Annotated in this window: 23 protein-coding genes; 9 read left to right on the forward strand and 14 right to left on the reverse strand. The window is 68.7% G+C overall.

Annotated features, from left to right (window positions below; all coding sequences use genetic code 11):
- Positions 1-12: 12 nt before the first annotated feature.
- Positions 13-915, reverse strand: coding sequence for a BUD32 family EKC/KEOPS complex subunit (locus AC1DXX_RS10470; RefSeq protein ID WP_478134114.1), 903 nt, complete (start codon positions 913-915; stop codon positions 13-15).
- 64 nt (positions 916-979) lie between these two features.
- Positions 980-2,677: an FMN-binding glutamate synthase family protein gene (locus AC1DXX_RS10475; RefSeq protein WP_478134115.1), complete on the reverse strand. Its 1,698-nt coding sequence runs from the start codon at positions 2,675-2,677 to the stop codon at positions 980-982.
- Positions 2,678-2,734: 57 nt separating this feature from the next.
- Between AC1DXX_RS10475 and AC1DXX_RS10480 the strand changes: the two genes are divergently transcribed.
- Both AC1DXX_RS10480 and AC1DXX_RS10485 read left to right on the forward strand, forming a co-directional pair.
- Complete coding sequence (locus AC1DXX_RS10480) at positions 2,735-3,517, forward strand: YecA/YgfB family protein (RefSeq protein WP_478134116.1); 783 nt, start codon at positions 2,735-2,737, stop codon at positions 3,515-3,517.
- 424 nt (positions 3,518-3,941) lie between these two features.
- A complete protein-coding gene (locus AC1DXX_RS10485; protein ID WP_478134141.1) occupies positions 3,942-5,123 on the forward strand; it encodes an MFS transporter in 1,182 nt (393 codons plus the stop codon).
- An 18-nt stretch (positions 5,124-5,141) separates the two neighbouring features.
- Here AC1DXX_RS10485 and AC1DXX_RS10490 read toward each other — a convergent pair whose 3' ends face one another.
- The 4 genes from AC1DXX_RS10490 to AC1DXX_RS10505 form a co-directional block, all read right to left on the reverse strand.
- Complete coding sequence (locus AC1DXX_RS10490; protein WP_478134117.1) at positions 5,142-5,456, reverse strand: GNAT family N-acetyltransferase; 315 nt, start codon at positions 5,454-5,456, stop codon at positions 5,142-5,144.
- Positions 5,453-5,950 carry a nuclear transport factor 2 family protein gene (locus AC1DXX_RS10495; RefSeq protein ID WP_478134118.1) on the reverse strand — a complete coding sequence of 166 codons (498 nt, stop codon included), beginning with the start codon at positions 5,948-5,950 and terminating at the stop codon, positions 5,453-5,455. Before AC1DXX_RS10495 ends, AC1DXX_RS10490 begins: the two co-directional genes overlap by 4 nt.
- 124 nt (positions 5,951-6,074) lie before the next feature.
- Positions 6,075-6,593: a CinA family protein gene (locus tag AC1DXX_RS10500; RefSeq protein ID WP_478134119.1), complete on the reverse strand. Its 519-nt coding sequence runs from the start codon at positions 6,591-6,593 to the stop codon at positions 6,075-6,077.
- A 5-nt stretch (positions 6,594-6,598) separates the two neighbouring features.
- Entirely contained in the window at positions 6,599-7,126 is a 528-nt protein-coding gene (locus tag AC1DXX_RS10505; protein WP_478134142.1) for a phosphatidylglycerophosphatase A family protein, read from the reverse strand.
- 177 nt (positions 7,127-7,303) lie between these two features.
- Here AC1DXX_RS10505 and AC1DXX_RS10510 point away from each other — a divergent pair, with 177 nt between their 5' ends.
- On the forward strand, positions 7,304-8,773 hold the full coding sequence (locus AC1DXX_RS10510) for an MFS transporter (protein ID WP_478134120.1): 1,470 nt from the start codon (positions 7,304-7,306) through the stop codon (positions 8,771-8,773).
- A 16-nt stretch (positions 8,774-8,789) separates the two neighbouring features.
- On the opposite strand, the gene AC1DXX_RS10515 is transcribed toward AC1DXX_RS10510, so the two are convergent.
- A complete protein-coding gene (locus tag AC1DXX_RS10515; RefSeq protein WP_478134121.1) occupies positions 8,790-10,493 on the reverse strand; it encodes an FAD-dependent oxidoreductase in 1,704 nt (567 codons plus the stop codon).
- 13 nt (positions 10,494-10,506) lie between these two features.
- Complete coding sequence (locus tag AC1DXX_RS10520) at positions 10,507-11,514, reverse strand: Bug family tripartite tricarboxylate transporter substrate binding protein (protein ID WP_478134122.1); 1,008 nt, start codon at positions 11,512-11,514, stop codon at positions 10,507-10,509.
- 101 nt (positions 11,515-11,615) lie between these two features.
- Between AC1DXX_RS10520 and AC1DXX_RS10525 the strand changes: the two genes are divergently transcribed.
- Positions 11,616-12,524: a LysR family transcriptional regulator gene (locus AC1DXX_RS10525; RefSeq protein WP_478134123.1), complete on the forward strand. Its 909-nt coding sequence runs from the start codon at positions 11,616-11,618 to the stop codon at positions 12,522-12,524.
- A gap of 35 nt (positions 12,525-12,559) precedes the next feature.
- Positions 12,560-13,270 (forward strand): DUF3053 domain-containing protein, encoded by a 711-nt coding sequence (locus AC1DXX_RS10530; protein ID WP_478134124.1) that lies wholly within the window; start codon positions 12,560-12,562, stop codon positions 13,268-13,270.
- Here the strand turns inward: AC1DXX_RS10530 and thiL are convergent, their stop codons facing one another.
- Complete coding sequence (gene thiL, locus AC1DXX_RS10535) at positions 13,271-14,227, reverse strand: thiamine-phosphate kinase (protein ID WP_478134125.1); 957 nt, start codon at positions 14,225-14,227, stop codon at positions 13,271-13,273. It lies immediately after the preceding gene.
- A 123-nt stretch (positions 14,228-14,350) separates the two neighbouring features.
- Here thiL and AC1DXX_RS10540 point away from each other — a divergent pair, with 123 nt between their 5' ends.
- Entirely contained in the window at positions 14,351-14,587 is a 237-nt protein-coding gene (locus AC1DXX_RS10540) for a hypothetical protein (RefSeq protein WP_478134126.1), read from the forward strand.
- Positions 14,588-14,620: 33 nt separating this feature from the next.
- On the opposite strand, the gene AC1DXX_RS10545 is transcribed toward AC1DXX_RS10540, so the two are convergent.
- The 4 genes from AC1DXX_RS10545 to apaG all read right to left on the reverse strand — a co-directional run bounded on the left by AC1DXX_RS10545 (position 14,621) and on the right by apaG (position 19,616).
- The gene (locus tag AC1DXX_RS10545; protein ID WP_478134127.1) at positions 14,621-15,841 is read right to left on the reverse strand and encodes a YbdK family carboxylate-amine ligase; all 1,221 of its coding nucleotides are present in this window, start codon (positions 15,839-15,841) and stop codon (positions 14,621-14,623) included.
- On the reverse strand, positions 15,838-17,109 hold the full coding sequence (locus AC1DXX_RS10550; RefSeq protein ID WP_478134128.1) for a cation:proton antiporter: 1,272 nt from the start codon (positions 17,107-17,109) through the stop codon (positions 15,838-15,840). Before AC1DXX_RS10550 ends, AC1DXX_RS10545 begins: the two co-directional genes overlap by 4 nt.
- A complete protein-coding gene (locus AC1DXX_RS10555; protein WP_478134129.1) occupies positions 17,106-19,097 on the reverse strand; it encodes a site-specific recombinase in 1,992 nt (663 codons plus the stop codon). Before AC1DXX_RS10555 ends, AC1DXX_RS10550 begins: the two co-directional genes overlap by 4 nt.
- A 123-nt stretch (positions 19,098-19,220) precedes the next feature.
- The gene (gene apaG, locus AC1DXX_RS10560) at positions 19,221-19,616 is read right to left on the reverse strand and encodes a Co2+/Mg2+ efflux protein ApaG (RefSeq protein ID WP_478134130.1); all 396 of its coding nucleotides are present in this window, start codon (positions 19,614-19,616) and stop codon (positions 19,221-19,223) included.
- 59 nt (positions 19,617-19,675) lie between these two features.
- Here apaG and rpe point away from each other — a divergent pair, with 59 nt between their 5' ends.
- On the forward strand, positions 19,676-20,368 hold the full coding sequence (gene rpe, locus AC1DXX_RS10565; protein ID WP_478134131.1) for a ribulose-phosphate 3-epimerase: 693 nt from the start codon (positions 19,676-19,678) through the stop codon (positions 20,366-20,368).
- On the opposite strand, the gene AC1DXX_RS10570 is transcribed toward rpe, so the two are convergent.
- Positions 20,358-20,633 carry a hypothetical protein gene (locus AC1DXX_RS10570; protein WP_478134132.1) on the reverse strand — a complete coding sequence of 92 codons (276 nt, stop codon included), beginning with the start codon at positions 20,631-20,633 and terminating at the stop codon, positions 20,358-20,360. The genes rpe and AC1DXX_RS10570 overlap by 11 nt on opposite strands.
- Positions 20,634-20,791: 158 nt before the next feature.
- Between AC1DXX_RS10570 and AC1DXX_RS10575 the strand changes: the two genes are divergently transcribed.
- Together AC1DXX_RS10575 and ku are read left to right on the forward strand one after the other, a co-directional pair.
- Positions 20,792-21,793, forward strand: a complete 1,002-nt coding sequence (locus tag AC1DXX_RS10575) for a M14 family metallopeptidase (RefSeq protein WP_478134133.1) — start codon at positions 20,792-20,794, stop codon at positions 21,791-21,793.
- Positions 21,794-21,856: 63 nt separating this feature from the next.
- Entirely contained in the window at positions 21,857-22,828 is a 972-nt protein-coding gene (ku, locus tag AC1DXX_RS10580; protein ID WP_478134134.1) for a non-homologous end joining protein Ku, read from the forward strand.
- Positions 22,829-22,837: the final 9 nt, after the last annotated feature.

Here is a 22,837-nt window from a genome sequence, read left to right on the forward strand (position 1 = left end):
GAAGGGCTGCGCTCAGGCCGCCGCGTCGTGCCAGCGCCCGAGCAGCCGCGCCACCGCGCGCACGCGCTGCGTGTCGCGGCCCCAGCGGCGGCTGGCTGGCAGCTTGCGCGCCCACTTCATGCGGCGTGCCGCGTTCGCGATGCGCTCGCGCACCTCTTCGTTCACCCCGGCCAGCGCGGCATGCCAGTGCTGGCCGGCCGCCTGCGGCGCGGCGGCCTCGAGCATCATGGCCGTCGAGTGCAGGTAGCTGAGCCAGTCGCGCGCCTGGCATTCGGCCAGCGTCATGACCTCGGCGGGGTCGTCCTCGAAGTCGATGTAGCCGATCACGCCGTCGGGGCACTGCACGAGGTTGCGGTCGAAGGCCTGGCTCAGGTGCTGGCCGCGCACGTGCACGGCCGCGATGGCCGCCAGCCCCTCGCGCCACACGGCGAGCAGCGCGGCGGGGCCGGCCGCGGCGGCCTGGTCGAGGCGCTCCTGTAGCACCACGGTGGCGCGGCCGCTTTCGCCCAGGTCCGAGATCAGGAGGCCGTCGGCCTGCTGCGCCAGCACGGTCGGCACGCGCAGGCCCGCGGCCGCCAGTTGCTTGAGGCGCCGGGCCTCGGTGGCGATGGCGGCTTCGCCGCCCGGGTTGGGCACCGGCTTGATGATGTCCAGCCGCACCATGCGCGCGACCGCCGCCATCACGCGGTAGCCCCACTTTCCGTGGCGCGGGCCGGCCTTCTTGAGCCAGACACGCTCGCTGCCGAAGCGGTGGCTGGCCACGTTCTTTTCCTGCTTGGGCAGCATGGTGCGCAGGAACTCGGCGTAGTCGCCGGGTGCCGGCGGGGAGGGCAGCGCGTCGAGCGGCGCGGGTGCCGAAGCAGCGCCCTTGGCGCTGTGCAGGCGCGTCGAAGCGCCTCGTCTCAAAGGATGCATCAGGCGGGTACCTCCGCACTTCGCGCTGCGGTACGAGCTTGCTTGGGGCGGCCCGGCGCTGCGCTCATGCGGCCATTGCAAAGCCCGGCACCAGCCCGTACGGGCCCTGTGTCACGGGCTGGAAACTCTCTGCACTGGCCAGCGGCCAGTAGGTGCGGAAAACATTGTGCTGCGCGTCGAGCGGGCCGAGCAGCGCGCCCGGCTGCACCTGCATCACCAGGTTGCTCAGCAGGCGCACCTCGGTGTCGGAAATGCGGCGCACGATGTGGTGCGCGGTGATCTGCCGCGGATGGTCGAGGCCCGCGGCCTGCACCAGCTCCTGCAGCGCATGCAGCGTGCTGCGGTGGAAGTTGCGCACGCGGTCGGCCTTGGTCGGCACCACCAGCGCCTGCTGGCGCAGCGGGTCCTGCGTGGTCACGCCCGTGGGGCAGTGGCCGGTGTGGCAGCTTTGCGCCTGGATGCAGCCCAGGGCCATCATGAAGCCGCGCGCCGCGTTGCACCAGTCGGCGCCCAGCGCCATCATGCGGGCCACGTCGAAGGCGGTGATCACCTTGGCGGCGCAGCCGATCTTGATGCGGTGGCGCAAATTGACGCCGATCAGCGTGTTGTGCACCAGCAGCAGGCCTTCCTGCAGCGGCGCGCCCACGTGGTCGCTGAACTCGACCGGCGCTGCGCCCGTGCCGCCCTCGGCACCGTCGACCACGATGAAGTCGGGCGTGATGCCGGTGGCCTGCATCGCCTTGACGATGCCGAACCATTCCCACGGATGGCCGAGGCAGAACTTGAAGCCGGTCGGCTTGCCGCCCGAGAGCTCGCGCAGCCTGGCGACGAAATGCATCATCTCGGTCGGCGTGGAGAAGGCGCTGTGCGAGGAGGGCGAGACGCAGTCCACGCCCACCGGCACGCCGCGCGCGGCCGCGATCTCGGCCGTGACCTTGGGGGCAGGAAGCACGCCGCCGTGCCCGGGCTTGGCGCCCTGGCTCAGCTTGATCTCGATCATCTTCACCTGCGGGTCGCGCGCGTTGGTGCTGAAGCGCTCGGCGTTGAAGGTGCCGTCGTCGTTGCGGCAGCCGAAGTAGCCGGAGCCGATTTCCCAGATCAGGTCGCCGCCGTGCACCCGGTGGTGCTGCGAGATCGAGCCTTCGCCGGTGTCGTGCGCAAAGCCGCCCATCTTGGCGCCCTGGTTGAGCGCGAGGATCGCATTGGCCGAGAGGGCGCCAAAGCTCATGGCCGAGATGTTGAACACGCTGGCGCTGTAAGGCTGGGTACAGACCTGGACGGGGTTCGCACCCACAGGCTGGGGCGTGCCGCCGATCACGATGCGGAAGTCGTGGTCCGCGAGCTTGGTGGGCTGCATCGAGTGGTTGATCCACTCGTAGCCCGCGATGGTCACGTTGAGCTGGGTGCCGAAGGGGCGGTTGTCGGGGTCGCCCTTGGCGCGCTGGTAGACCAGCGAGCGCTGCGCGCGCGAGAAGGGCGCGGCCTCGGAGTCGCTCTCGATGAAGTACTGCCGCATCTCRGGGCGGATGTACTCCAGCAGAAAGCGCAGGTGGCCGATCACCGGGTAGTTGCGCAGGATGGCGTGGCGGGTCTGGCGCAGGTCGTGCACGCCGGTACCGCTGAGTACCGCAAAAACCGCCACCCCGACCCAGGCCAGCCACAGGTGCGGCGACACCAGCACGGCCGCCAGGCAGGCGACCAGACCGGCCACGCACAGGGCAAAGGCGCTGTAACGCGTCGGAAACGGAATAATCGTGGGCATAGAAATGAGATGACTGCCGGAGCCTGCTGCATCATAGAGGGCTGCCCCGAACTTGCCATGACGACTTCCCCCGATACCCCCCAGACCCCCACCCCCGCCCAGGAACCCCTCGGCCCCGACGATTTCGACGCCCTCGACCAGGCGCTCGACGCCATGCGCGAGCACGACGAGGAAATTCCCCAGTGGGAATTCTGCGAAGGCTTCATGGCCGCGCTGATCTGCACCCGCCGGCCCATCGCGCCCACCGAATACTGGCCCGTGCTGCTGGGCGACGGCTTTGTCCCGGCCCAACACATGGAGTTCGTCTGGAACTGGAAGCGCCGCTGGCGCGAGATCGAAGAGGGGCTCGATGCCCCCGTCGAGACGCTCGACGACGAGCGCAGCTGGCAGCCCGAGGTGCTCGACACCCGCGGCGCGATCGCCTCGCTGCCCGAGGAGGAGCGTGCCGAGGTGGCCGGCGAGGCGATCCCCTCGTTCGCCCAGGTCTGGGCGCTGGGCTTCATGTACGCGGTCGAGAACTGGCCCGAGGACTGGGCCGCGCCGCGCGACAAGGACGCCGCGCAGATGCTCGACGACGCGCTGGACAACATCGTCGCGCTGACCGAGGACGACAACGCCAAGCCCACCGTCTCGATGTACATCGACGACGGCCCGCCCAGCGTGAGCCAGCAGCGGCTGGACGATTTCGGCGCCGCCATCTGGGCGGTGTACGACCTGCGCCAGCTCTGGAAGAGCCTGGGGCCGAAGGTCGAGACGATCCGGAAAGAGGCAACGCCGGGCCGCAACGATCCCTGCCCCTGCGGCAGCGGCAAGAAATACAAGAAATGCCACGGTGAATAGCTGGGAAGTTCGGGGGATGCTTTGTTCGGCGCGCTGCTGTTCAGGGCGCGCTCACGCCGACGGTGTGCTCTGCTCCGCGAATGTCCCCCGGCGCGGCCTATGGCCGCAGGCCTCCTCCTTTATTTCGCTGCGCAGAGCACACCGCCAGCGTGATCGCTCAGCGCAGCGGTTGATCGGCCAGCACGAGAGCAGCGCTCATCGTGCACAGGGCACCGGGTGCTCCCCGCAGCGAAATAAAGGAGGAGCGAAGCGGGGGACATTCGCGGAGGGGAGTACCCGGTGGCCTGTGCACGCGCCCCGAATGCATGCACCCCGAATGCACGCGCCCTGAACAAAAACACCCCGAACACGCGCCCCTCTCATGAGCTCCGTGCCGCAACAGCGCTTGGCTGCAGAACCCCTGACGCTTCGCTCCGCCTGGGTGATGGTCCTGGCGCTCTGCGCCGGTGTCGCGTTGAGCCAGGCCTTCCGCACGGTCGGCGCCATCATGGCGAGCCCGCTGCAGGCCGATTTCAGGCTGTCGGCGCAGGACCTCGGCGTTTTTTCGGGCGCTTTCCATTTCGCCTTCGGCGCGATGCAGCTCTTCATGGGCATCGGCATCGACCTGCACGGCGTGCGGCGCACGGTGCTCGTTGCCTTTCCCATCGCCATCGCGGGCGCGCTGCTGTCGGCGGTGTCGTCCAGCTATCTCGTGCTGGTGGCCGGGCAGGCGCTGATCGGCGTCGGCTGCGCCCCCGCCTTTCTCGTGTGCACCGTGTTCATCGCGCGGCACTTTCCGGCGGCGCGCTTCGCCACCGTGTCGGGCCTCGTGCTCGCCATCGGCGGCGTCGGCATGCTGGCCACCGGCACGCCGCTCGCATGGCTGGTGCAGGCGTATTCATGGCGCGCGGGTTTCCTCGTGCTGGCTGTGACTGCGGCGCTGGCGTGGCTCGCGATCTGGTATTGGGTGCATGAGCCCGCGTCGGCCGTACCGCAAAAGAAGGAGTCGATTCCCGCGGCGATCCGCCAGTTCGGCGCGCTGTTCGCGATGCCGCACACGCTCGGCATCATGGTGCTCGGCGCGGTGACGTACGCCGCCTTCATCTCGCTGCGCGGACTCTGGCTCGGGCCGCTGATGATGGAGCGCCACGGCTACTCGCTGGTGCAGAGCGGCAACGTCGCGCTGGCGGTGTCGGTGATCTCGCTCATCGGTGCGCCGCTCTTCGGGCGCCTCGACCGCGACGGCGCCGCGCGCCGCCGCCGGATCGTGATCTGCGGGCTCGGCTATGCGGCGCTGTTCGCGCTGATCGCCTTCCTGCACTCGGCCTGGCTCGACATCTTCGGCATGGTGCTGATCGGCGTGCTCTCAGGCTTCATCGTCTGGCAGTACGCCGACGTGCGGGGGGCCTATCCGGCCGCGCTCACCGGGCGCGCGATGGCCGTCTTTACGATGGCGATGTTCCTCGGCGTCGCGCTGATGCAGTGGGGCACGGGCGTCGCGGCTTCCGTCGCGGCGGCGCACGGCGGCGATCCGCTGACGGCCGTGCTGGGCACCATCGCCACGCTGCTGGTGCTGGGCATCGCGGCCTTCGCCTGGCTGCCCGCACCGAAGGCCGTCACGTCCTGATCGCGAGCCGAGCCCTGTTCAGATCTTGAAGGCGCGCTGGATATCCGGTCGCACGAGATCTGCGTATTCGCGGTGCTTGCGGATGTAGCCCGCGATGAACTGGCACACCGGAATCACATGCAGCCCCTTGGCGCGTGCCTCGTTGAGCACGTGCTTCGCGATGCCCGAGCCCACCCCTTTGCCTTCGTGTTCGGGCAGCACCTCGGTGTGCGTGAACATGATGGCTTCGGTCAACAGGTTGTATTCGGCGTAGGCCGCGAGCTTGCCGTCGAGCGTGGCCTCGTAGCGGTGCTGCGCCTCGTTGTTGGTGAAGGTGAGTGCGGTGTTGCTCATGGTTGGCGTGCGAGGAAATTGGCGAGGTTGGCGGCGGCGGTGGCGCGCACCTTGTTGCGCAGCATCGGCGTCCAGCCCAGCAGCAGGCCCGGCGTGCCGAGCGCCTGGCGCGACCAGGTCCAGAACGGAAAGCTGTCGCGGTGCGTGGCGATCAGCCCTTCGGGCGTGAAGGTGAAGCGCGCGTCGACGCTGTTGTCGACCAGCCGGCCGGTGGCGCTGAAGCGGTAGTGCGCATCCCAGTGGGCGCTGCCTGCGGTGCCGTCGGCCTTCACGTCGCGCCAGGTCAGGCGCCACACGTCCGCGCCCTTGGCCCGGGTGGCCATGCACAGCATGCGCCACATGCCGCCGACCTCGCGCCGGCCGCGCAGGGAAAAGGCCTCGTCGTCGAACACCGCGTCGGGCGCATAGCAGGCCTCCATGGTGGCGGCATCGAGCTTCGAGAACGCGGCGTAGAAGCGCTCGATGGTCTGGGTGGGGGTGGCAGCAGCGGTCATGAGGCCTTTGTTGGGTGTTGGTGTTGCCGGATCGGCGCAGGGATGTTGTGCGAGGAAAATCATAGACCGCGCGGACACGCCGAGCCGGTTCAGCGGTGTTTCACGAAGGGAAGGTTGCGGGGGACTATTTCGTCAGCAAGCTCACCAGCGTCTGCAGCGCGTAGTGCACCGTGGCCGCGCGCACCGTGGCGCGGTCGCCGTCGAAGCGCCGGCGTTCGGTGCGGACCTGCCCGTCGACGGACCAGCCGAACCACACCGTGCCGACCGGCTTTTCGGGTGTGCCGCCCGTGGGACCGGCGATGCCGGTGACCGCGATGGCCGCGCGCGATGGCGCCGAACGCGCGATGGCGCCAACGGCCATGGCGCGCGCCACCGGCTCGCTGACGGCGCCGTTGGCGTCGATCAGCGCTGCATCTACGCCCAGCAACTGCGTCTTCGCCGCGTTGGAATAGGTGATGAAGCCGCGCTCGAACCACGCGCTCGAACCGGCAAGCTCGGTGCAGGCCGCGGCGATCAGCCCGCCGGTGCAGCTCTCGGCCGTGGACAGCAGCCAGCCTTTTTCCAGCAGCCGCTCGGCCACCACCGCCACCAGCGCGGGCGTGTCCTGGTCGGGAAGCGGCAGCAACGTCGAAGAAGAATCCATCGTGTTCACCATGCGCGCCAGAGTGCAATGAGCAGCAGCGTGCAGAAGGCCGCCACCAGGTCGTCGAGGATGATGCCGAAGCCCGCGCGCCACCAGCGCACCTGGCTGGCGTCGCGCTGCTTGAACAGCGCATCGGCCCAGGCCACCGGGCCGGGCTTGGCGGCATCGAAGACGCGGAACAGGCCGAACGCGATGGCCTGCGCGAACAGGCCGGCCGGCGTGACGAGCCACAGCACGATCCAGAACGCGATCACTTCGTCCCACACCACAGCGCCGGGGTCGGCGAGGTTCATGTCGCGCGCGGTGACCGTGCAGGCCCACCAGCCGATGGGCAGCGACGCGAGGATGATCCAGCCGATGGTGGCGGGCGTGAACCACAGCTGCATCACCGCGAAGGCGGCCCAGGCCCAGAGCGTTCCCACGGTGCCGGGCGCGAAGCGCGACAGGCCCGAGCCGAAGCCCAGCGCGATGACGTGCGCCGGATGCCCGAGCAGAAAGCGCACGGTGGGGCGGCGGATCGTGGGTTGCGGCATGGCGCCGGAGGGGATGGCGTTGGAAGAAGGAGGGGAAGCGGCTTGCATCAGGGCAGAAGTGTCGCGCATCCGGGCATCGGGCGAATCGAGTGATGTTTTATTTATCAAAGCAATAACTTGTTTAATTGATCAACCCCGCCTAGTATCCGGGCTCCTTTGTTGTTCTTCGAGTTCGCCATGCCGCCTGCTGCGTCATCTTCTTCCGCCGATCCCTCGCGCCCGATTTCGCCGCCGCCCACGGCCGCCTGGAGCGAACTCTTCACCGGCCGCAACGGCTGGCGTGCGCTGGCACTGACCGGCGGTGTCGCGCTGCATGCGGTCAATGTCCACATCGTGACCACCGTGCTGCCTTCGGTGGTGGGCGAGATCGGCGGGCTCGACTGGTATGCATGGAGCACCACGCTGTTCGTGGTCGGTTCGATCCTCGGCGCCACGCTGTCGGTGCGCCTGCTCGCGGTGCTCGGGCCGCGCGGTGCGTGCCTCGCGGCGCTCGCCGTGTTCGCTGCCGGCTCGACGGGCTGCGCACTCGCGCCGGCGATGCACTGGATGCTCGCCGGCCGCACGGTGCAGGGGCTGGGCGGTGGCTTGCTCGCGGCGCTGAGTTATGCGCTGATCCAACTGGTGTTCGCGCAGCGGTTGTGGCCGCGCGCGGTGGCGTTGGTGTCGGGCATGTGGGGTGTCGCCACGCTGTGCGGGCCGGCGGTGGGCGGGCTGTTCGCGCAGGCCGGTCACTGGCGCTGGGCCTTCTGGTTCCTGCTGCCGGTGGCCGCGGCACAGGCGCTGCTGGTCATCGTGCAACTGCGGCCCGGCGCCGGTGTACGGCATGCGCGGCCGGCCACCATGCCACGCATTCCTGCGCTGCAGATCGGCCTGCTGGCGGCTTCGGTGCTGGTGATCGCGGCGAGCGGCCTGCTGTCCGACCTGGCCTGGCAGGCGGCCGGCGTGGCGCTCGGACTCGCCATCGGCGTGGCCGCCACGCGCATCGACCGCCAGGCCGCGGTGCGGCTGCTGCCGGCGGGCGCCTATGCATGGGGCAAGCCGCTGGGCGCGATCTACGCGAGCGTCGCGCTGCTGCTGATCGGCACCACCACCGAGATCTTCGTGCCGTACTTCCTGCAGCTGCTGCACGGCCACTCGCCGCTGGCGGCGGGTTATCTCACGGCCGCGATGGCCGGCGGCTGGAGCGCGGGTTCGCTGCTGTCATCGGGGCGCAGCGGCGCGGGCGCCGACCGCATGCTGCGCGCCGGACCGGTGGCCTGCACGCTGGGGCTCGCTGCACTTGCGCTGTTGTTGCCGTCACCGGGCTACCTCGGCACGGGCTTCGAGACCTCGCTGATTGCGGTGGCGCTCGCAGCGGTGGGCCTGGGCGTGGGCATCGGCTGGCCGCATCTGGTGACGCGCGTGATGTCGCTGGCGCCCAAGGGCGAGGAAGGCCTGGCCTCCGCCTCGATCACGACGATCCAGCTCTACGGCATGGCCGTGGGCGCCGCGGTGGCGGGGCTGGTGGCCAATGCGGCGGGCCTCACGCTGCCGGGCGGCGTCGAGGGCGCGCAGTCGGCCGCGGCCTGGTTGTTCGCGAGCTTCGCGCTCGCACCCGCGCTGGCGGTGTGGCTGGCCTGGCGTGTCGTCGTTTCGCGGCGCTGGTGAGCGCGCTGCGCAAGGTTCAGGCGACGACGCCTTCCCAGGCCAGCGCCCGCTTGCGCTCGCGCACCCGCCTGGCATCGCCGCGCAGCATCGCCACCAGGTCGTAGACCTCGAACGGCAGGTGGGCGCCGCGCCAGGCCACGTGCTGGTCGGCACGGCACAGCACCAGGCGATGGGTATAGGCCTTCGGCACTTCCTCGGTCTCGATGTCGAGCACCGTGAGCGGCATGCTGTAGGCGGCGGCTGCGCGTTCGAGCGGCTTCACGTCCACGCTGCGGTCGAAACGCAGCAGCGTGTAGCCGGGCCCGAAGGCGTCGTAGAGCGAGCGGCCGTCGGCCAGCCAGAAATGCGGCGTGCGGCACCCCGGCACGGTGGAGAGCGTGAACTCGCCCATCGAGTAGGGCGGCGCCCGGTGCTCGCCGTCCGCGATGATGATCGGCGAGCCGCTGTAGAAGTAGCCGAAGTTCAGCCCGCCGCAGCAGAACTGCTGCACGTTGAGCGCGTAGGCCTCGCGCCCGATCTCGGCGCGCAGCGCATCGCCCTCGGGGCCGGGCGCTTCGATGTCCTGCGGTACCGCGCGGCGCGCGCGGATCATCTTCTGTGCATGGTCCATCGCGAAGTTCGACACCTGCTCGGTGATCGGCAGGCGCTCGGCCTCGTAGGCATCGAGGATGGCCTCGTCGCCCCAGCCCTGCACGCAGGCCCAGAGCAGCCACGAGAGGTTGAGCGCATCGGCGATGCCCGCATTCATGCCGTAGCCCGCGTACGGCACCCACAGGTGCGCCGCATCGCCCGCGAGGAACACGCGGCCTTCGCGGAAACGGTCGGCCACGAGGCGGCGGCCGATCCAGTCTTCCTTGCTGAGGATCTCGTAGGAGAAGTCGGGGCCCACGCCCAGGATGTCGCGCAGCGCCTGGTCGCGGTCGACCGAATCGAATTCGGGCTCCTCGGCGTTCAGGTGGTTGTGCACCAGCCAGGTCTCGTGCCCGTCGATGGCGAACATCGTGCCGCAGCGGCGCGGGTTCATCGCGTAGTACGACCACGCCGGCTTGCCGGGGATCATGGCGCGCAGCTGCGGCGCGCGGATGAAGGTGGACTGCACCCGCTGGATCACGGCCGTCCCTTCGAGTTTGGCGCCGATCTGCTTGCGCACGGCGGAGCTGCCGCCGTCGCAGCCGACCATGTAGCGGCAACGGACGCTGCGCGCGATGCCACTGTCCATGTCCGTTGCGATGGCGGTCACGCCGTCCCAGTCCTGCGCGAAGCCTGTGAACTGCGTGCGGTTGAGCAAGTGCACGCCCGGCAGCGCCGCCGTGTGCTTCAGGAGGATGGGCTCCAGGTAGATCTGGTTGATGCGGTGCGGCGGCTCGGGCGTGGGCCACCAGGCATCGGGGCCTTCGGTCTCGCTGTAGCGGTCGCGCCGGCACGGAATGGGAATGCGGGTGAGCTCGGCGCCCGTCACGGTGGTGCGGAACACCACGTCGTTGGGATGGTCCGCCGGCAGTCCCGCATTGCGCAGCTTCTGCGCCACGCCGAGGCGGCGAAACTGCTCCATGGTGCGCGAGGCGACATGGTTGCACTTCACGCTCGGCGGCTCCGCGAAGCGGCGGGTCTCGCAGAGGATCACCGAGACGCCGCGCGAGGCCAGGTCCATGGCCAGCGTGAGCCCCACGGGGCCTGCGCCAATGATGAGAACGTCGGCCGTCAGTGGGGTGTCGGTCATGGTTCGCCGCGTGTCAGTCGAGCTTGATCTGGGCGGTCTGGATCACCTTCGCCCACTTCTTCGTTTCGCTGCGGATGTAGGCCTCGAAGGCTTCGGTCGAACCCGGTGCGGGCTCGGCGCCGAGGTTGCGCATCGAGGTCCTGATCTGTTCGTCGCCGAGCGCGGCGTTGATCTCTGCATTGAGCCGCGCGACGATGGGCGCGGGCGTGCCGGCCGGCGCCACCACGCCGAACCAGCCGGTCGAGTCGTAGCCCGGCAGGCCCGCCTCGGCCACCGTGGGCACGTCGGGCAGCATCGGCACGCGCTGCGCGCTCGTCACCGCGAAGGCGATCAGCTTGCCGGCCCGGATCTGCTGCAGCGAGGCGGGCAGGTCGACCAGCGCGAGCTGCACCTGTCCCGCGAGCGCATCGAGCGCGGCCGGGCCCGAGCCGCGGTAGGGCACCTCGATCAGCTTCACGTCGGCCATCTGCGCGAACAGTGCGGCCGACAGATGCATCGCGGTGCCGTTGCCGCCGTGGCCCATCGAGAGCGTGCCGGGCTGCGCCTTGGCCAGTGCGATCAGCTCGCGCAGCGTGCGCGCGCCGACCGAGGGATGCCCCACGATCACGAAGGGCGTGGCTGCGACCATGCCCACCGGCTTGAAGTCCTTCACCGGGTCGAAGGGCATCTGCGGATAAAGGTTCACATTGGCGGTGAGCGCACCGGCCGCCCCGAGACCCAGCGTGTAGCCGTCGGCCTGCGACTTCGCCACCAGCGAGAGGCCCACGTTGCCGCCGGCGCCGGGCCGGTTGTCCACCACCACCTGCTGGCCCAGCTTCTCGTTGAGCCGCGGCACCAGCATGCGCACCACCGCGTCGGCGCTGCCGCCGGGCGGAAAGGTCACGACGATGCGGATGGGGTGGTTCGGGAAGTCGCCGGACGGCGCTTGCGCCAGGGCCGCGGCAGCGAAGAATGTACAAGCCGTGGTCAGCAGCAATTGCCTGCGAAGCATGTGCGCCGTGCGGGCGATCGTTGCTGTCATCGAAACTCCTTGACCGCGTTTGTACTTCGTTTTGGGCGATTGAACGCCGAGGAAATTCATTCGTAAATCGAGAAATTTCGTATCAAATATCAGTTCTCCTTATGAATGAAAACTTCGGTCCTACCTTCAGTCCCACGATCCGCCAGCTGCGCGCGTTCCTGGCTGTGCACCAGCTGCGCAAGCTCAGCGCGGCGGCGCAAAGGCTGTTCGTCACCCAGTCGGCGGTGAGCATGCTGATCCGCCAGCTCGAGGAAGGTTTGGGCACGCGCCTGTTCGACCGCACCACGCGCTCGCTCAAGCCGACCGCGGCAGCGAACGAGATGCTGGCCACTGCCGAACGCATCCTGCGCGACGTCGACTCGCTGTCGACCGGCTTTCGCGAACTGGCCACGCTCGAACGCGGCCGCGTGTCGGTGGCCATCACGCCCACGCTCGCAACCTTTCTGCTGCCCGATGCGATCCGCAGCTTCCACGAACAGCATCCGAAAGTTCGCGTGATGGTCAACGACTGCGCGCCCGACCAGTTCATCTCGCGCATCCTCGGCGAGCATGTGGACTTCGGCATCGGCACGCCCGAGCGGCCCGGCGCCGAGGTCGAGGTACAGCGGCTGATGCGCGACCACCTCGCGCTGGTGTGCCGCGACGACCATCCGCTCGCCAAGGCGCGCGTGGTGCGCTGGACCGACCTGGGCGGCCACCCCATCATCACCGTGCGGCCCGGCTACGGCGTGCGGCCGCTGATCGACGGCACCGCGGCCGATGCCGGCGTGGCGCTCGACGTGGTGAACGAGGTGTCCTTCCTCTCCACGGCGATCTGGATGACGGCCAGCGGCATGGGCGCGTCGATCATGCCCGGGGCCTTCGCGCGGGCCGCGGGCGATCCGTCGCTGGTGATCAAGGTTCTCAGCGCACCGCGCGTCTCGCGCGACATCTCGGTGGTTACCAAGCGCGGGCACTCGCTGTCGGTTGCCGCCCGCGCCTTCATCGACGCGTTGAAGCGGTCCCTATAATTTTTTGATCCACAACAACCGGGAGGGCCCGCCCCATGAGAACTTTCATTCAACGCATGGGCGCCCTGTCGCTCCTCCTGGCCTTCAGCTTCATGCTAGCGGCCTGCGGCAACAAGGAGGCCGAGCAGCGCGCGGCCTTCATCGAGTTCCTCCAGACCCGTGTGCTCGACAAGCCCGGCCTGCGCGTGCCGGCGCCGAGCGAGGAGCAGAAGGCGTCGTTCGGCGACTATGCGAAGCACTACGCGGTGATCACCGATTTCAATGAAGGCATGAACAAGTCGGTGAGCCAGCCGATGGGCGAGGTCATGGCCAAGGGCGCGCTGCGCTCCATCGCCGACCTGTCCTCGCGGCGCGACGACCTCAAGGCCGCGAAGGATGGCCTCGCCGGCTTGCGCAGCGCCCTCGACCAGCAGCTCGCCAAGGCCGATGCGGCCCGTGCCCAGCTCAAGCAGCCCGACGACCTGAAGCAGGTCTACGACAAGGCCTACGAGAAAACCGTGGCGGCGCCGGCGGCCACCTTCAAGGAAGTGTTCCCCGCGCTCGACACCGTGTTCGACGGCGCATTGACCGTGGGCGACTACCTGCAGCAGAACAAGTCGAAGATCCAGATCTCGGGGTCTTCGGTCACCGTGACCGATCCTGCCGTGCAGGCTGAGCTCAACAAGATGCTGCAGAACCTCAATGGCCAGTCCGCGGCCATCAACGCCGCTCAGCGCAAGATGCAGGCGATGGTGCGCGGAGGCTGATCAGACGAAGTGGTCGAACGAGCCGAAGCGCTGGGCAACCGGCGCCCCGCTCGCGTCCACGATGCGCAGTCCGGCTTCGGCATCGATGCGGCCGATGCGCGTCACGCGCGTCGCACTGTCCTTGCCGGCCTGTTCGACCGCAGCGCGCGCCGATGCTGGCGCGGTGAAGACCAGTTCGTAATCGTCGCCGCCCGACAGCGCGCAGGTTCGCAGAATCTCCTGGCTCAGGCCGGGTGCCTCGACTGAAATCAGGGCGGTCGCCGCGTCGGCATCGAGCGTCGCTCCCACGCTGCTCGATCCGAGGATGTGACCCAGATCGCCGATCAGCCCATCGCTCACATCCACTGCCGACGTGGCCGTGCCGCGCAGCGCCTGTCCCAGTGCAACGCGCGGCGTCGGTTGCTCCATGCGCATGCGCGCCGACTCGAACGCATCGGCCGACAACGCGACCGTGCCGCGAAACACCTCGAGCGCCAGCCGCGCATCGCCCAGCGTGCCGCTGACCCAGATGTCGTCGCCGGCGCGCGCACCCGAGCGCAGCAGCGCCGCGCCGGCGGGGACTTCGCCGAACACCGTGATGCAGATGTTGAGCGGGCCGCGCGTGGTGTCACCGCCCACCAGCTCGCAGCCGTGCGCGTCGGCCAGCGCGAAGAGGCCGCGCGAGAAGCCTTCGAGCCAGTGCTCGTCCACGCCCGGCAATGCCAGCGCGAGCGTGAAGGCCAGTGGCTTCGCACCGCAGGCCGCGAGGTCGCTGAGGTTCACCGCCAGCGCCTTGTGGCCGAGCCGCGCCGGATCGACCGTCGAGAGAAAGTGCCGCCCCTCGACCAGCATGTCGGAGGACACCGCGAGCTGCATGCCCGGCGCGGGCGCGAGCAAGGCGCAGTCGTCGCCCACGCCCAGCGGCGAGCGCTTGGCGGGGCGCTTGAAATAGCGTGTGATCAGGTCGAATTCACCCATGGGGTGGAGCATAAGGGCTGAGGGGGCAAGCGACGGCTGGATCGATCTCGTCGGGAGTTGCCTCGGAGATTGCCGGACCTCGCGCGCTCCGGCTAGAGTCGAGTGAAAAGAGGGAGAAATTCAGTGTCTCTAACGCTTGGTTCAGTCTTGCTGCTTTCGGGTCTTGCCGTCGCGTTTGCAGCGCAAGTCGGCATCGCTCTGCATGCTTTCGCGGGGAACCCGGGCAAAGGTCTTCTTTGCCTTTTCGTGCCTCTCTACGTGTATGTCTATGCGAGACGGCACAAGGTCGGGGTCTGGCTGATGCGCGGCTGGTATTTGGGCATTGCAATGTTCATTGTCGGCGCCACGCTCGCTTCGTGAAGTGGGTGGCGGCAGCCAGCAGGTAGCGGCCGTTCAGGCCGCCGCGCCCCTGAACCGCAGCGCCGCCTGCCGCACCACCTCCGCCAGCAGCCGTTCCTTGCCCTGTTTCTCGCGCAGCCAGCGCGCGTCGTTGCGGTTGGCCTCCACGCTGGTGCGCAGTTCGCCCAGCGCCTGCGTGGCATTGAGCGCCTCGCTGTGCCATTCGAGCTGCGTCATCGTCATGAGGATGTGGTCGCGCAGCGGCATGTGCTGGCCGGTGGCCGGGTCCACGTACACCGCGTCGAGCCCGAAGCGGCAGGCCTGGAAGCGGTTGTAGGTGTAGACGAGGTAGTCGTCTTCCGTCGGCTCGAAGGGCTGCTCCTGCAGGAACCAGGCGGCGAGCGACTGCACATAGCCTGCGAGCGCGGCGGCGCGCTCGACGGTCAGCGGCGTGTCGAACACGCGGATCTCGATGGTGCCGAACTCGGGCTTGGGGCGGATGTCCCAATAAAAGTCCTTCATGCTGCGCACGACGCCGGTGCGGGTCATGCGCTCGAAATACGCCTCGAATTCCTTCCAGCTCAGCGTGAACGGCGCGCGGCCCGAGAGCGGGAATGCGAACACCGAGTTGAGCCGGGCCGAGTCGAACTGCGTGTCCTGCCCCTGCACGAACGGCGAAGAGGCCGAGAGCGCGATGAAGTGCGGGATGTAGCGCGACATGCGGTGCAGCATCAGCAACGCCGCATCGGCATCGGGGCAGCCGATGTGCACATGCTGGCCGAAGATGGTGAACTGCTTCGACAGGTAGCCGTAGAGTTCCGACAGTTCGCGAAAGCGCGGCTTGTCGTAGATGCGCCGCTCGTGCCATTGCTGAAAGGCATGCGTGCCGCCGCCGACCACCGCGATGTTGAGCTTGTCGGCATTGCGGATCAGCGCCTCGCGGATCGGCGAGAGTTGCTTGATCACGTCTTCGGCCGAATGGCAGATGTCGGTCGAGATCTCGATCATGCTCGAGGTCATCTCGGGCACCACGCTGCCGGGCAGCGGCGTCTGCGCCATCAGCCGCAGCATGTCTTCGGCATACGGCGCGAGGTCGTAGTCGTGCGTGTTGACGAGCTGCAGCTCGAGCTCCACGCCGAGCGACAGCGCTTCGGACTTGTTGAAGGGCTCGAGCTTGACCGCGCGGCTCTCGGGGTCCGCCGGCAATGGCGCCGAGCGGACGTCGTCGCTGTCCTTGTCGGGATGGGGGTCTATGGTCGGGAGGGCGGTGCTCATCGCTGCGTGTCCTCGGTGGTGCTGAAGGCCTGGGGTGCCCACGGTACCGAACTCTCGCCCACCGCGTGAATGGCCACCGTGGCGAGCACGGCGCCCACCAGCTCCATCAGGAGGATCGAGGGCAGGGCCACCTGCGTGATCATGGTGCCGAGCAGCGGCGAGGCGGTGGCGAAGTTCGATGCGATCAGGAGTGCGATCGACGACAGCGGCGACATGGCGCAGCCGACCCAGAAGGCCTGCTTCCAGCTTGCGCCGCTGCCCGGGTTGGCGATGGCCACGCCGGAAATCTTGGCGACCATGCGCACGCCGATCACCGCCAGCACCACGCTGGCCACCGGCAGCGTCCAGTCGGCCTGCGCCGCCACGATCGACACCAGCACGAACATCAGCATGGTGAGCAGCGAGGCCGCGGTGCCCAATTGCCGCTGCCAGGCCCAGGGCTTGGGATTGAGCGTCTTGAGCAGCACACCGCCGATCAGCGCCGCCAGCGGTGCGGAGCCGCCGATGTGCGCGGTGAGCGCTGCGCCCGCCGCGATGATCGCGAGCAGCAGGATCGAGGTGTTTTCGCTGGTCGGGCTCATCACGCGCAGCGCCGAGCGAAGGGCCAGCGCCATGACCGCGCCGACCACGAACGACAGCCCCAGCACCACCGCCACGGGGTAGAGCTTCTGCAGCAGCGTCTGCGGCGCGCGCTCGATCAGCCCGGCCTGGGCATAGCCGAGCGCCAGCGCATAGAAGGTGTTGAGCGTGGACAGCGTCATCGCGCGCTCGGTGACGGGGCCCGCGGCGCGGGTGTCGATGATCACGCGGCTCAGCACGGCCGGCGAGGCGACGATGGCCATCAGCGCGATGGGGTTGGCCACCGGATCGGGCATGCCCAGCAGGTGCAGGACCCAGAACACGCCGAAGTAGGTCAGCGTGGCTTCGAGCAGGCTCTGCACCAGCACCATCGGGTTGTGGCGGAACCAGCGCAGCGGCAGCCGGCCGCCGGCCTCGAACAGCACCACGGCCACGCCCAGTTCGAGCAGGAACAGGCTGATGCCGCGCAGCGGCCAGATCGCGCCCTCGAAGCCGGCGAAACCCACGACCGTTCCCACCAGCGAGTAACCGACCACCTTGGGAAGTCCCAGGTAACGGCGCACCAGGTGGCCGGAGGCGGCCGCCGCCGCCAGCAGCAGCGACCACAGCACGGTGGGCAGGCCGGCCGAAGGGCGAACCCATTCGGACCAGAAGCCCAGCAGATCGTTGATGAAGCTCGTCAGGTTCATGCGGGTAGGAAAAAGCTCACAGGCCGGCTGCGCCAGCGCGCCCAGATGGCGCTGCGGATGCGCGCGCGGTCATCGAGGCTCACGCTGTGCGCGCGCAGCGCAAGGCGAAAAGCAAAATAGAAACTCACGCTCACATTGAGCGCGCCGATCACCGGGATCGCCGCCACCGCCCACCAGAGTGCGGGCTGCTGCAGCACCGCCACGCCCGTGGACGCTGCTGCGGCGGCGATCTGCCCGGCCGAGAGTGTCACGTGGCGCACGTCCAGCCCGAGCCCGAAGAAACCCGCGAACGCAGGCAGCAGTCCGAGCATGAGTCCCAGCGAGATGTTGGAGGCGAAGCCTGAGATGTGTGTGCGCATGAAGGTGGCCCAGCGGCGAGCCCGGGCGGCGCCCAGAAAGGCGCCGATGCGTGGGTTGTAACGCATGGCGGAGTCCAGGCGATGCAGGACAAAGGCGTTTTCTGTCCATCCGGCGACGATGCTGGCCGAAAACAGCAGGATGCCGGTGATTGCGGCAAAAAGCGCGGTCGGCCCGAGCAGCGAGAGCGAATTCAGCGTGGCCGCGGCATGCGCCGCGTCGAGCAGCGGCCGGCCGAGCGCGTACTGCACCAGGAGCGCGAGGCCGATCATCGCGGGCACCACGACCCCCACGTTGCCCAGTACGGCAGCCACCTGCGAGCGCACGAGGTTGGCCACTTCGTCGACGAAATCGTCCACCGCCGCGTCGGACTTGATGTCGCGCAGCCGCGCCGCCAGCGCCGGTGCCGTCATTGCGGGCTGCTTGGTGGCGAGCGTCAGGTGCAGCAGCTGGATCGCGACGAAGCTCGCGGCATACATCAGGCCCGAGGCCAGGCCGCTCCAGAAGGCCGACAGGGCCAGCGCGTAGATGCAGAACTTGAGCAGCACCGTCACGGCGGTGAGCGCGCCGCCGCCCGCGGCCTTCTTCACCATCTGCAGGTAGCTGGCACGGTCGCGGGTGATGTAGTGCTCGCCGGTCTCGGCGCTGCGTTCCGTCACCTTGGCCGCGAGCATCGACGAGTTCGACGCGATCAGCGCGCGGATGCTGTTGCGCTCGCCGCCCGCCAGCACCAGCTTGCCGACCAGGCGCGCCACGCTGGGGGCGGGCGAGGGCGACATGAGGCAGTCGAGCAGCTCGCGGATGCGCAGCACGCGCTCGCGCAGCTGGCGCAGCCGGAACACGAGGCCGACCGAGATGCCGTTGTCTTCGAGGTGCGCGTAGACCGACGAGGCACTGGCGCGGCAGGCGTCGAGCCGGTCGCGGAAGGCCACGAAGGCGGCCTGCAGGGCTTCTTCGCTTTCCTGGCCGGGCGACTGTTCGAACATCTGCTCGCGCAGCGCGTCGAGGTCGGCCATCAGCGCGTGGAAGGGGCGCGTCTCGTGGTGCTCCGCGCTGATGCGCAGGCGCAGCTCCGGCGAAAAGCCGGCCGCCACCACCTGGCTGCCGCAGTAGGTGACCGCGTCCATCACGGTATGGCGCCAGCGCGGCGCGCCGTCGGTGGCCACCGTGGCGTGGTCCGGATCACCCAGCAGCGCCCCGATGCGCGCGAGCTGGGTCTCGTCGAGCAGCGCGATCCAGCCCGCATCGAACACGCCGGGCAGCACCATGCGGAACAGGTCCGACGCATCGGTGGTCTCGGGCGTGCCGGGCAGGATCTTGCGGCGCAGCCGTTCGCTGAGCTCGCTCACGAAGGCGGTGCGCGGCGCGAAGCCGTAGTCGGCCAGCAGCGTGGTCAGGTCGACCGTCTGCGTGAAAACGCGCCACCAGGCGCGCAGCCGCTCGCGCAGCTCCGGCCGCGCCTCGATGGCGTCGAGCAGCAGCGACACACGGCCCATGGCCGCCTGGGGCGACGCGCGGTCGCCGCGCAGCCAGTCGAAGAGATCGATGAGCCAGATGTGGCGCTGCGCCACATCGGCCGTAGGGTCGAGGCCGGCAAGCAGCCCCTGCAAGTCGCGCGATGCAGCAGCCATGAGGGTGAGGTATCCAATGCAATGCGTGAAACACCGCGGAACCGGCTTTGCCGGGCCGCCGGTGTTGCCCCCGGCGAGGGGGAAGGCGTAGCGACACGAAGTGCGCGAAGCCTGGGGGAGTGCCTAATGCAGCACCCGCGAAACGGGTGCGCCGCCGATATCGGCCTCCAGCACGAACATCGGAATCGGCACGTCGAAGCGCTCGCCTTCCTCGGTCACCACGAAATAGCTGCCGTGCATGGTGCCGCTGGGCGCCTGCAGCCGGCAGCCGCTGGTGTAGCGGAACGATTCGCCGGGCGCCAGCAGCGGCTGCTGGCCGATCACGCCCAGGCCTTTCACTTCCTGCGCATGGCCGGAAGCGTCGTTGATGAGCCAGTGGCGGGCGATCAGTTGCGCCGCCACCGCACCCACGTTGGTGACGGTCACCGTGTAGGAAAAGGTGTAGATGTTGTCCTTCGGGGAGGACTGGTCGGCCAGGTAGCGCGGTTCGACCTGTACGCTGAAGGGGCTGTGTGACATGCGCGGATGGTAACGGAGGCCTTTCCTCGGACATCCGCCGGCTGCGAGAATCCTGGGTTATGAGCACCCCGTTCCGCATTGCGCCCTCGATTTTGTCCGCCGACTTCGCGCACCTCGGCCAAGAACTGACCGACGTCATAGCGGCCGGCGCCGACTGGATCCATTTCGACGTGATGGACAACCATTACGTGCCGAACCTGACCTTCGGCCCCATGATCTGCCAGGCGCTCAAGCCCTACGCCAAGACCGCCGATGGCACGCCGGTGCCGGTCGATGTGCACCTCATGATCCAGCCGGTCGACGCATTGGCGGCCTCTTTCGCGCAAGCGGGCGCCGACTACATCAGCTTCCACCCCGACGCTTCGCCCCATGTGCACCGCAGCATCCAGGCCATCAAGGCCGCCGGCTGCAAGGCGGGGCTGGTGTTCAATCCGGGGCTCGGGCTCGAGGCGCTCGACTGGGCCATCGACGACATCGACCTGATCCTCATCATGAGCGTGAACCCCGGTTTCGGCGGCCAGAGCTTCATCGACTCGGCCCTGCGCAAGATCGAACTGGCGCGCAAGCGCATCGAGCAGAGCGGGCGGGACATCCGCCTCGAAGTCGACGGCGGCATCAAGGCCGACAACATCGCGCGCGTGGCCTCGGCCGGCGCCGACACCTTCGTGGCCGGCAGCGCGATCTTCAATGCCAAGGACTACGGCGTGGTGATCGCCGACATGCGCAAGCAGCTCGCCGGCGTCAGCGCCTGACCTTCCCGTTGTAGACGCGGTCGGCCTCCAGCCCTCGGTCGGTGTCGACCACGCCGCGCTCCACGTCTTCAAGGGCCTGCCGGCCCACCTCGGGCGCCTGGCCGTCCTGGGCTTCCTGGCTGTCCGACGACTGGTCGTGCTCGTGCGGCAGGCGCGGCGCCGAGTCGCCGCCCTGTTCGACCTTGGTCTTGCCGCCGCCCGCGTCCTTCACGGGATCGTTCGGATCGCTGGCCGGGGTCTTGCTTTTTGGCTTGGGCTTGCTCATGCGGGGACTCCTTCGTGGCATTCCTGCGCAGGAGCGTGCTCGGCGGCGGGCGCCGAAGCGGTAGGACATGCGAGGCAGGCCCTGTAGGTGGCTGCTTCGGCGCTACGAAACAAATAGCGTCTTTGCGCACAGGGCAAGCCCTCCGCAATAATCCCCGCATGTCTTCCGATCCTTTTGCCGGCGTGGCGACCGACAGCCTGCGCATCCACACCTTCGCCTCGCTGAAACCCGGTCCGCGCCTGCTCGTGATCGGCGGCGTGCATGGCGACGAGACCTGTGGCACCGCGGGCATCGAGCGCATCCTGGCCGAGTTCGACGACGGTGCGCTGCAGCTGCGACGCGGCGAGCTGACGATGGTGCCCGTCGCCAACCCGTTGGCCCGCCGGCGCCTGCAGCGGGAAGGCGAGCGCAACCTCAACCGCCTGTTCCGCCCGACCGAGGAACCCGCGGACTACGAAGCCCGCATCACCAACCGGCTGGCCCCCGTGATCGCCCGCCACGAGGTGCTGCTCGACCTGCATTCCTTCCAGAGCGAGGGCGAGGCCTTCGCGATGATCGGCCCGCGCGACAACAGCGGCCGGCTCGAACCCTTCGCGCGCGCCTACGAAGAAGGCCAGCTCGCGCTGCATATCGGCACGCCCATCGTGGTGGAGGGCTGGCTCGACATCTACGCCGCCGGGCTGGCGCAGCGTGCGGGCGGCACGCCGGCCGACGAGGCCGCGCTCGACTTCGGCCGCGGCACCAACGAATACATCCGCAGCTGCGGCGGCTACGGCGTCACGCTCGAGTGCGGCCAGCACCAGGACCCGCAGGCGCCCGAGGTGGCGTGGCGCGCCATCCGCCGCACGCTCGCGCTGCTGGACATGGCGCCCCTGCCGCCGGGCCTGTCGGGCGCCCCGGTGCAGCCGCCGAAGCTGCTGCGCCTTTCGAGCGTCACCGACCGCCTGCACGAGGAAGACAACTTCGTGCGCGACTGGGCCACCTTCGACGAGGTGCAGCGCGGCGAGCCCATCGGCATGCGCCACGACGGCACGCTGGTGAGTGCGCCGGATGACGGTTTCATCGTGTTTCCCAACGCGCTCGCGCTGCCGGGCGCCGAGTGGTTCTACTTCGCGCATCCGAGCGAACGCGTGCTCGGGCCGGTGACCGGCAGCGCCTGACGCCGCATTCCTACATCGCCCGGCTGCGGGCGACGCACATTCCGATACTGAAGGAGTGTGCCCATGCCCCCCTCGAAAAAAGCCTCCGCGCCACGCGTCCTGTGGAAGGGCGCGATCAGCTTCGGCCTCGTCCACATCCCGGTGGCGCTCTACACGGCCACCACCGACCACGGCATCGACTTCGACTGGCTCGACAAGCGGACCATGGACCCGGTCGGCTACAAGCGCATCAACAAGAAGACCGGCAAGGAAATCCCGCGCGAGCAGATCGTCAAGGGCGTGGAATACGAGGACGGCGAGTACGTGGTGCTCAGCGACAAGGAGATCGCGGCCGCCTATCCCAGGACCACGCAGACCATCGAGATCGAGACCTTCGTTCCGGCGAACGGCATTCCCTTCGTGTTCCTCGAACGGCCGTACTACGTCGCGCCCATCAACCGCGGTGCCAAGGTCTATGCGCTGCTGCGCGAAACGCTGCAACGCAGCGGCCGCGTGGGCGTGGCCCGCGTCGTGATCCAGACCAAGCAGCACCTCGCGGTGCTGGTGCCCGTCGGGCCCGGCCTGGTGCTGAACCTGCTGCGCTGGGGCGCCGACATCCGGCCCTGGACCGATCTGCCGCTGCCCTCCGAAGACGCGAAGAAGGCAGGCCTGAGCGAACGCGAGCTCAAGATGGCCAGGCAGTTGGTCGACGACATGAGCGCCGAATGGGACCCCACCGAATTCAAGGACGAGTTCAAGGACGAGATCCTGCGCCTGATCGACCGCAAGGTGAAAGCGGGCCAGACCGAGACCGTGACGCAGCCCGAGCCTGAAGAAGACCAATCCAGCGAGCGCCGCGGTGCCGAGATCATCGACCTGACCGAGCTGCTGCAACGCAGCCTGCGCAAGGGCGGTGGGAAGGCGAAAGCAGCCGAAGAAGACGAGGAAGAAGAAGCGCCACCGGCCAAGCTCGCGGCCAAGAGGCGCAAGCCTGCCGCGAAGACCGCCGCAAGGGCCGCTTCCAAGACCGCCGCCCGCCATCGCCGCGCGGCTTGAGGCGCCTTC

The sequence above is a fragment of the Variovorax sp. P4_B10 genome (genome assembly GCF_056402375.1).

Excerpts from the sequence above, each read along its gene's own strand:
- AC1DXX_RS10525 (WP_478134123.1), top strand. The coding sequence starts at position 11,616 with ATGAATGAAAACTTCGGTCCTACCTTCAGTCCCACGATCCGCCAGCTG.
- AC1DXX_RS10510 (WP_478134120.1), top strand. The coding sequence starts at position 7,304 with ATGCCGCCTGCTGCGTCATCTTCTTCCGCCGATCCCTCGCGCCCGATT.
- AC1DXX_RS10520 (WP_478134122.1), bottom strand. The coding sequence starts at position 11,514 with ATGACAGCAACGATCGCCCGCACGGCGCACATGCTTCGCAGGCAATTG.
- rpe (WP_478134131.1), top strand. The coding sequence starts at position 19,676 with ATGAGCACCCCGTTCCGCATTGCGCCCTCGATTTTGTCCGCCGACTTC.
- AC1DXX_RS10515 (WP_478134121.1), bottom strand. The coding sequence starts at position 10,493 with ATGACCGACACCCCACTGACGGCCGACGTTCTCATCATTGGCGCAGGC.
- AC1DXX_RS10530 (WP_478134124.1), top strand. The coding sequence starts at position 12,560 with ATGAGAACTTTCATTCAACGCATGGGCGCCCTGTCGCTCCTCCTGGCC.
- AC1DXX_RS10505 (WP_478134142.1), bottom strand. The coding sequence starts at position 7,126 with ATGCCGCAACCCACGATCCGCCGCCCCACCGTGCGCTTTCTGCTCGGG.
- AC1DXX_RS10470 (WP_478134114.1), bottom strand. The coding sequence starts at position 915 with ATGCATCCTTTGAGACGAGGCGCTTCGACGCGCCTGCACAGCGCCAAG.
- thiL (WP_478134125.1), bottom strand. The coding sequence starts at position 14,227 with ATGGGTGAATTCGACCTGATCACACGCTATTTCAAGCGCCCCGCCAAG.
- AC1DXX_RS10550 (WP_478134128.1), bottom strand. The coding sequence starts at position 17,109 with ATGAACCTGACGAGCTTCATCAACGATCTGCTGGGCTTCTGGTCCGAA.
- ku (WP_478134134.1), top strand. The coding sequence starts at position 21,857 with ATGCCCCCCTCGAAAAAAGCCTCCGCGCCACGCGTCCTGTGGAAGGGC.
- AC1DXX_RS10495 (WP_478134118.1), bottom strand. The coding sequence starts at position 5,950 with ATGACCGCTGCTGCCACCCCCACCCAGACCATCGAGCGCTTCTACGCC.
- AC1DXX_RS10485 (WP_478134141.1), top strand. The coding sequence starts at position 3,942 with ATGGTCCTGGCGCTCTGCGCCGGTGTCGCGTTGAGCCAGGCCTTCCGC.
- apaG (WP_478134130.1), bottom strand. The coding sequence starts at position 19,616 with ATGTCACACAGCCCCTTCAGCGTACAGGTCGAACCGCGCTACCTGGCC.
- AC1DXX_RS10555 (WP_478134129.1), bottom strand. The coding sequence starts at position 19,097 with ATGGCTGCTGCATCGCGCGACTTGCAGGGGCTGCTTGCCGGCCTCGAC.
- AC1DXX_RS10570 (WP_478134132.1), bottom strand. The coding sequence starts at position 20,633 with ATGAGCAAGCCCAAGCCAAAAAGCAAGACCCCGGCCAGCGATCCGAAC.
- AC1DXX_RS10545 (WP_478134127.1), bottom strand. The coding sequence starts at position 15,841 with ATGAGCACCGCCCTCCCGACCATAGACCCCCATCCCGACAAGGACAGC.
- AC1DXX_RS10480 (WP_478134116.1), top strand. The coding sequence starts at position 2,735 with ATGACGACTTCCCCCGATACCCCCCAGACCCCCACCCCCGCCCAGGAA.
- AC1DXX_RS10490 (WP_478134117.1), bottom strand. The coding sequence starts at position 5,456 with ATGAGCAACACCGCACTCACCTTCACCAACAACGAGGCGCAGCACCGC.
- AC1DXX_RS10500 (WP_478134119.1), bottom strand. The coding sequence starts at position 6,593 with ATGGATTCTTCTTCGACGTTGCTGCCGCTTCCCGACCAGGACACGCCC.
- AC1DXX_RS10575 (WP_478134133.1), top strand. The coding sequence starts at position 20,792 with ATGTCTTCCGATCCTTTTGCCGGCGTGGCGACCGACAGCCTGCGCATC.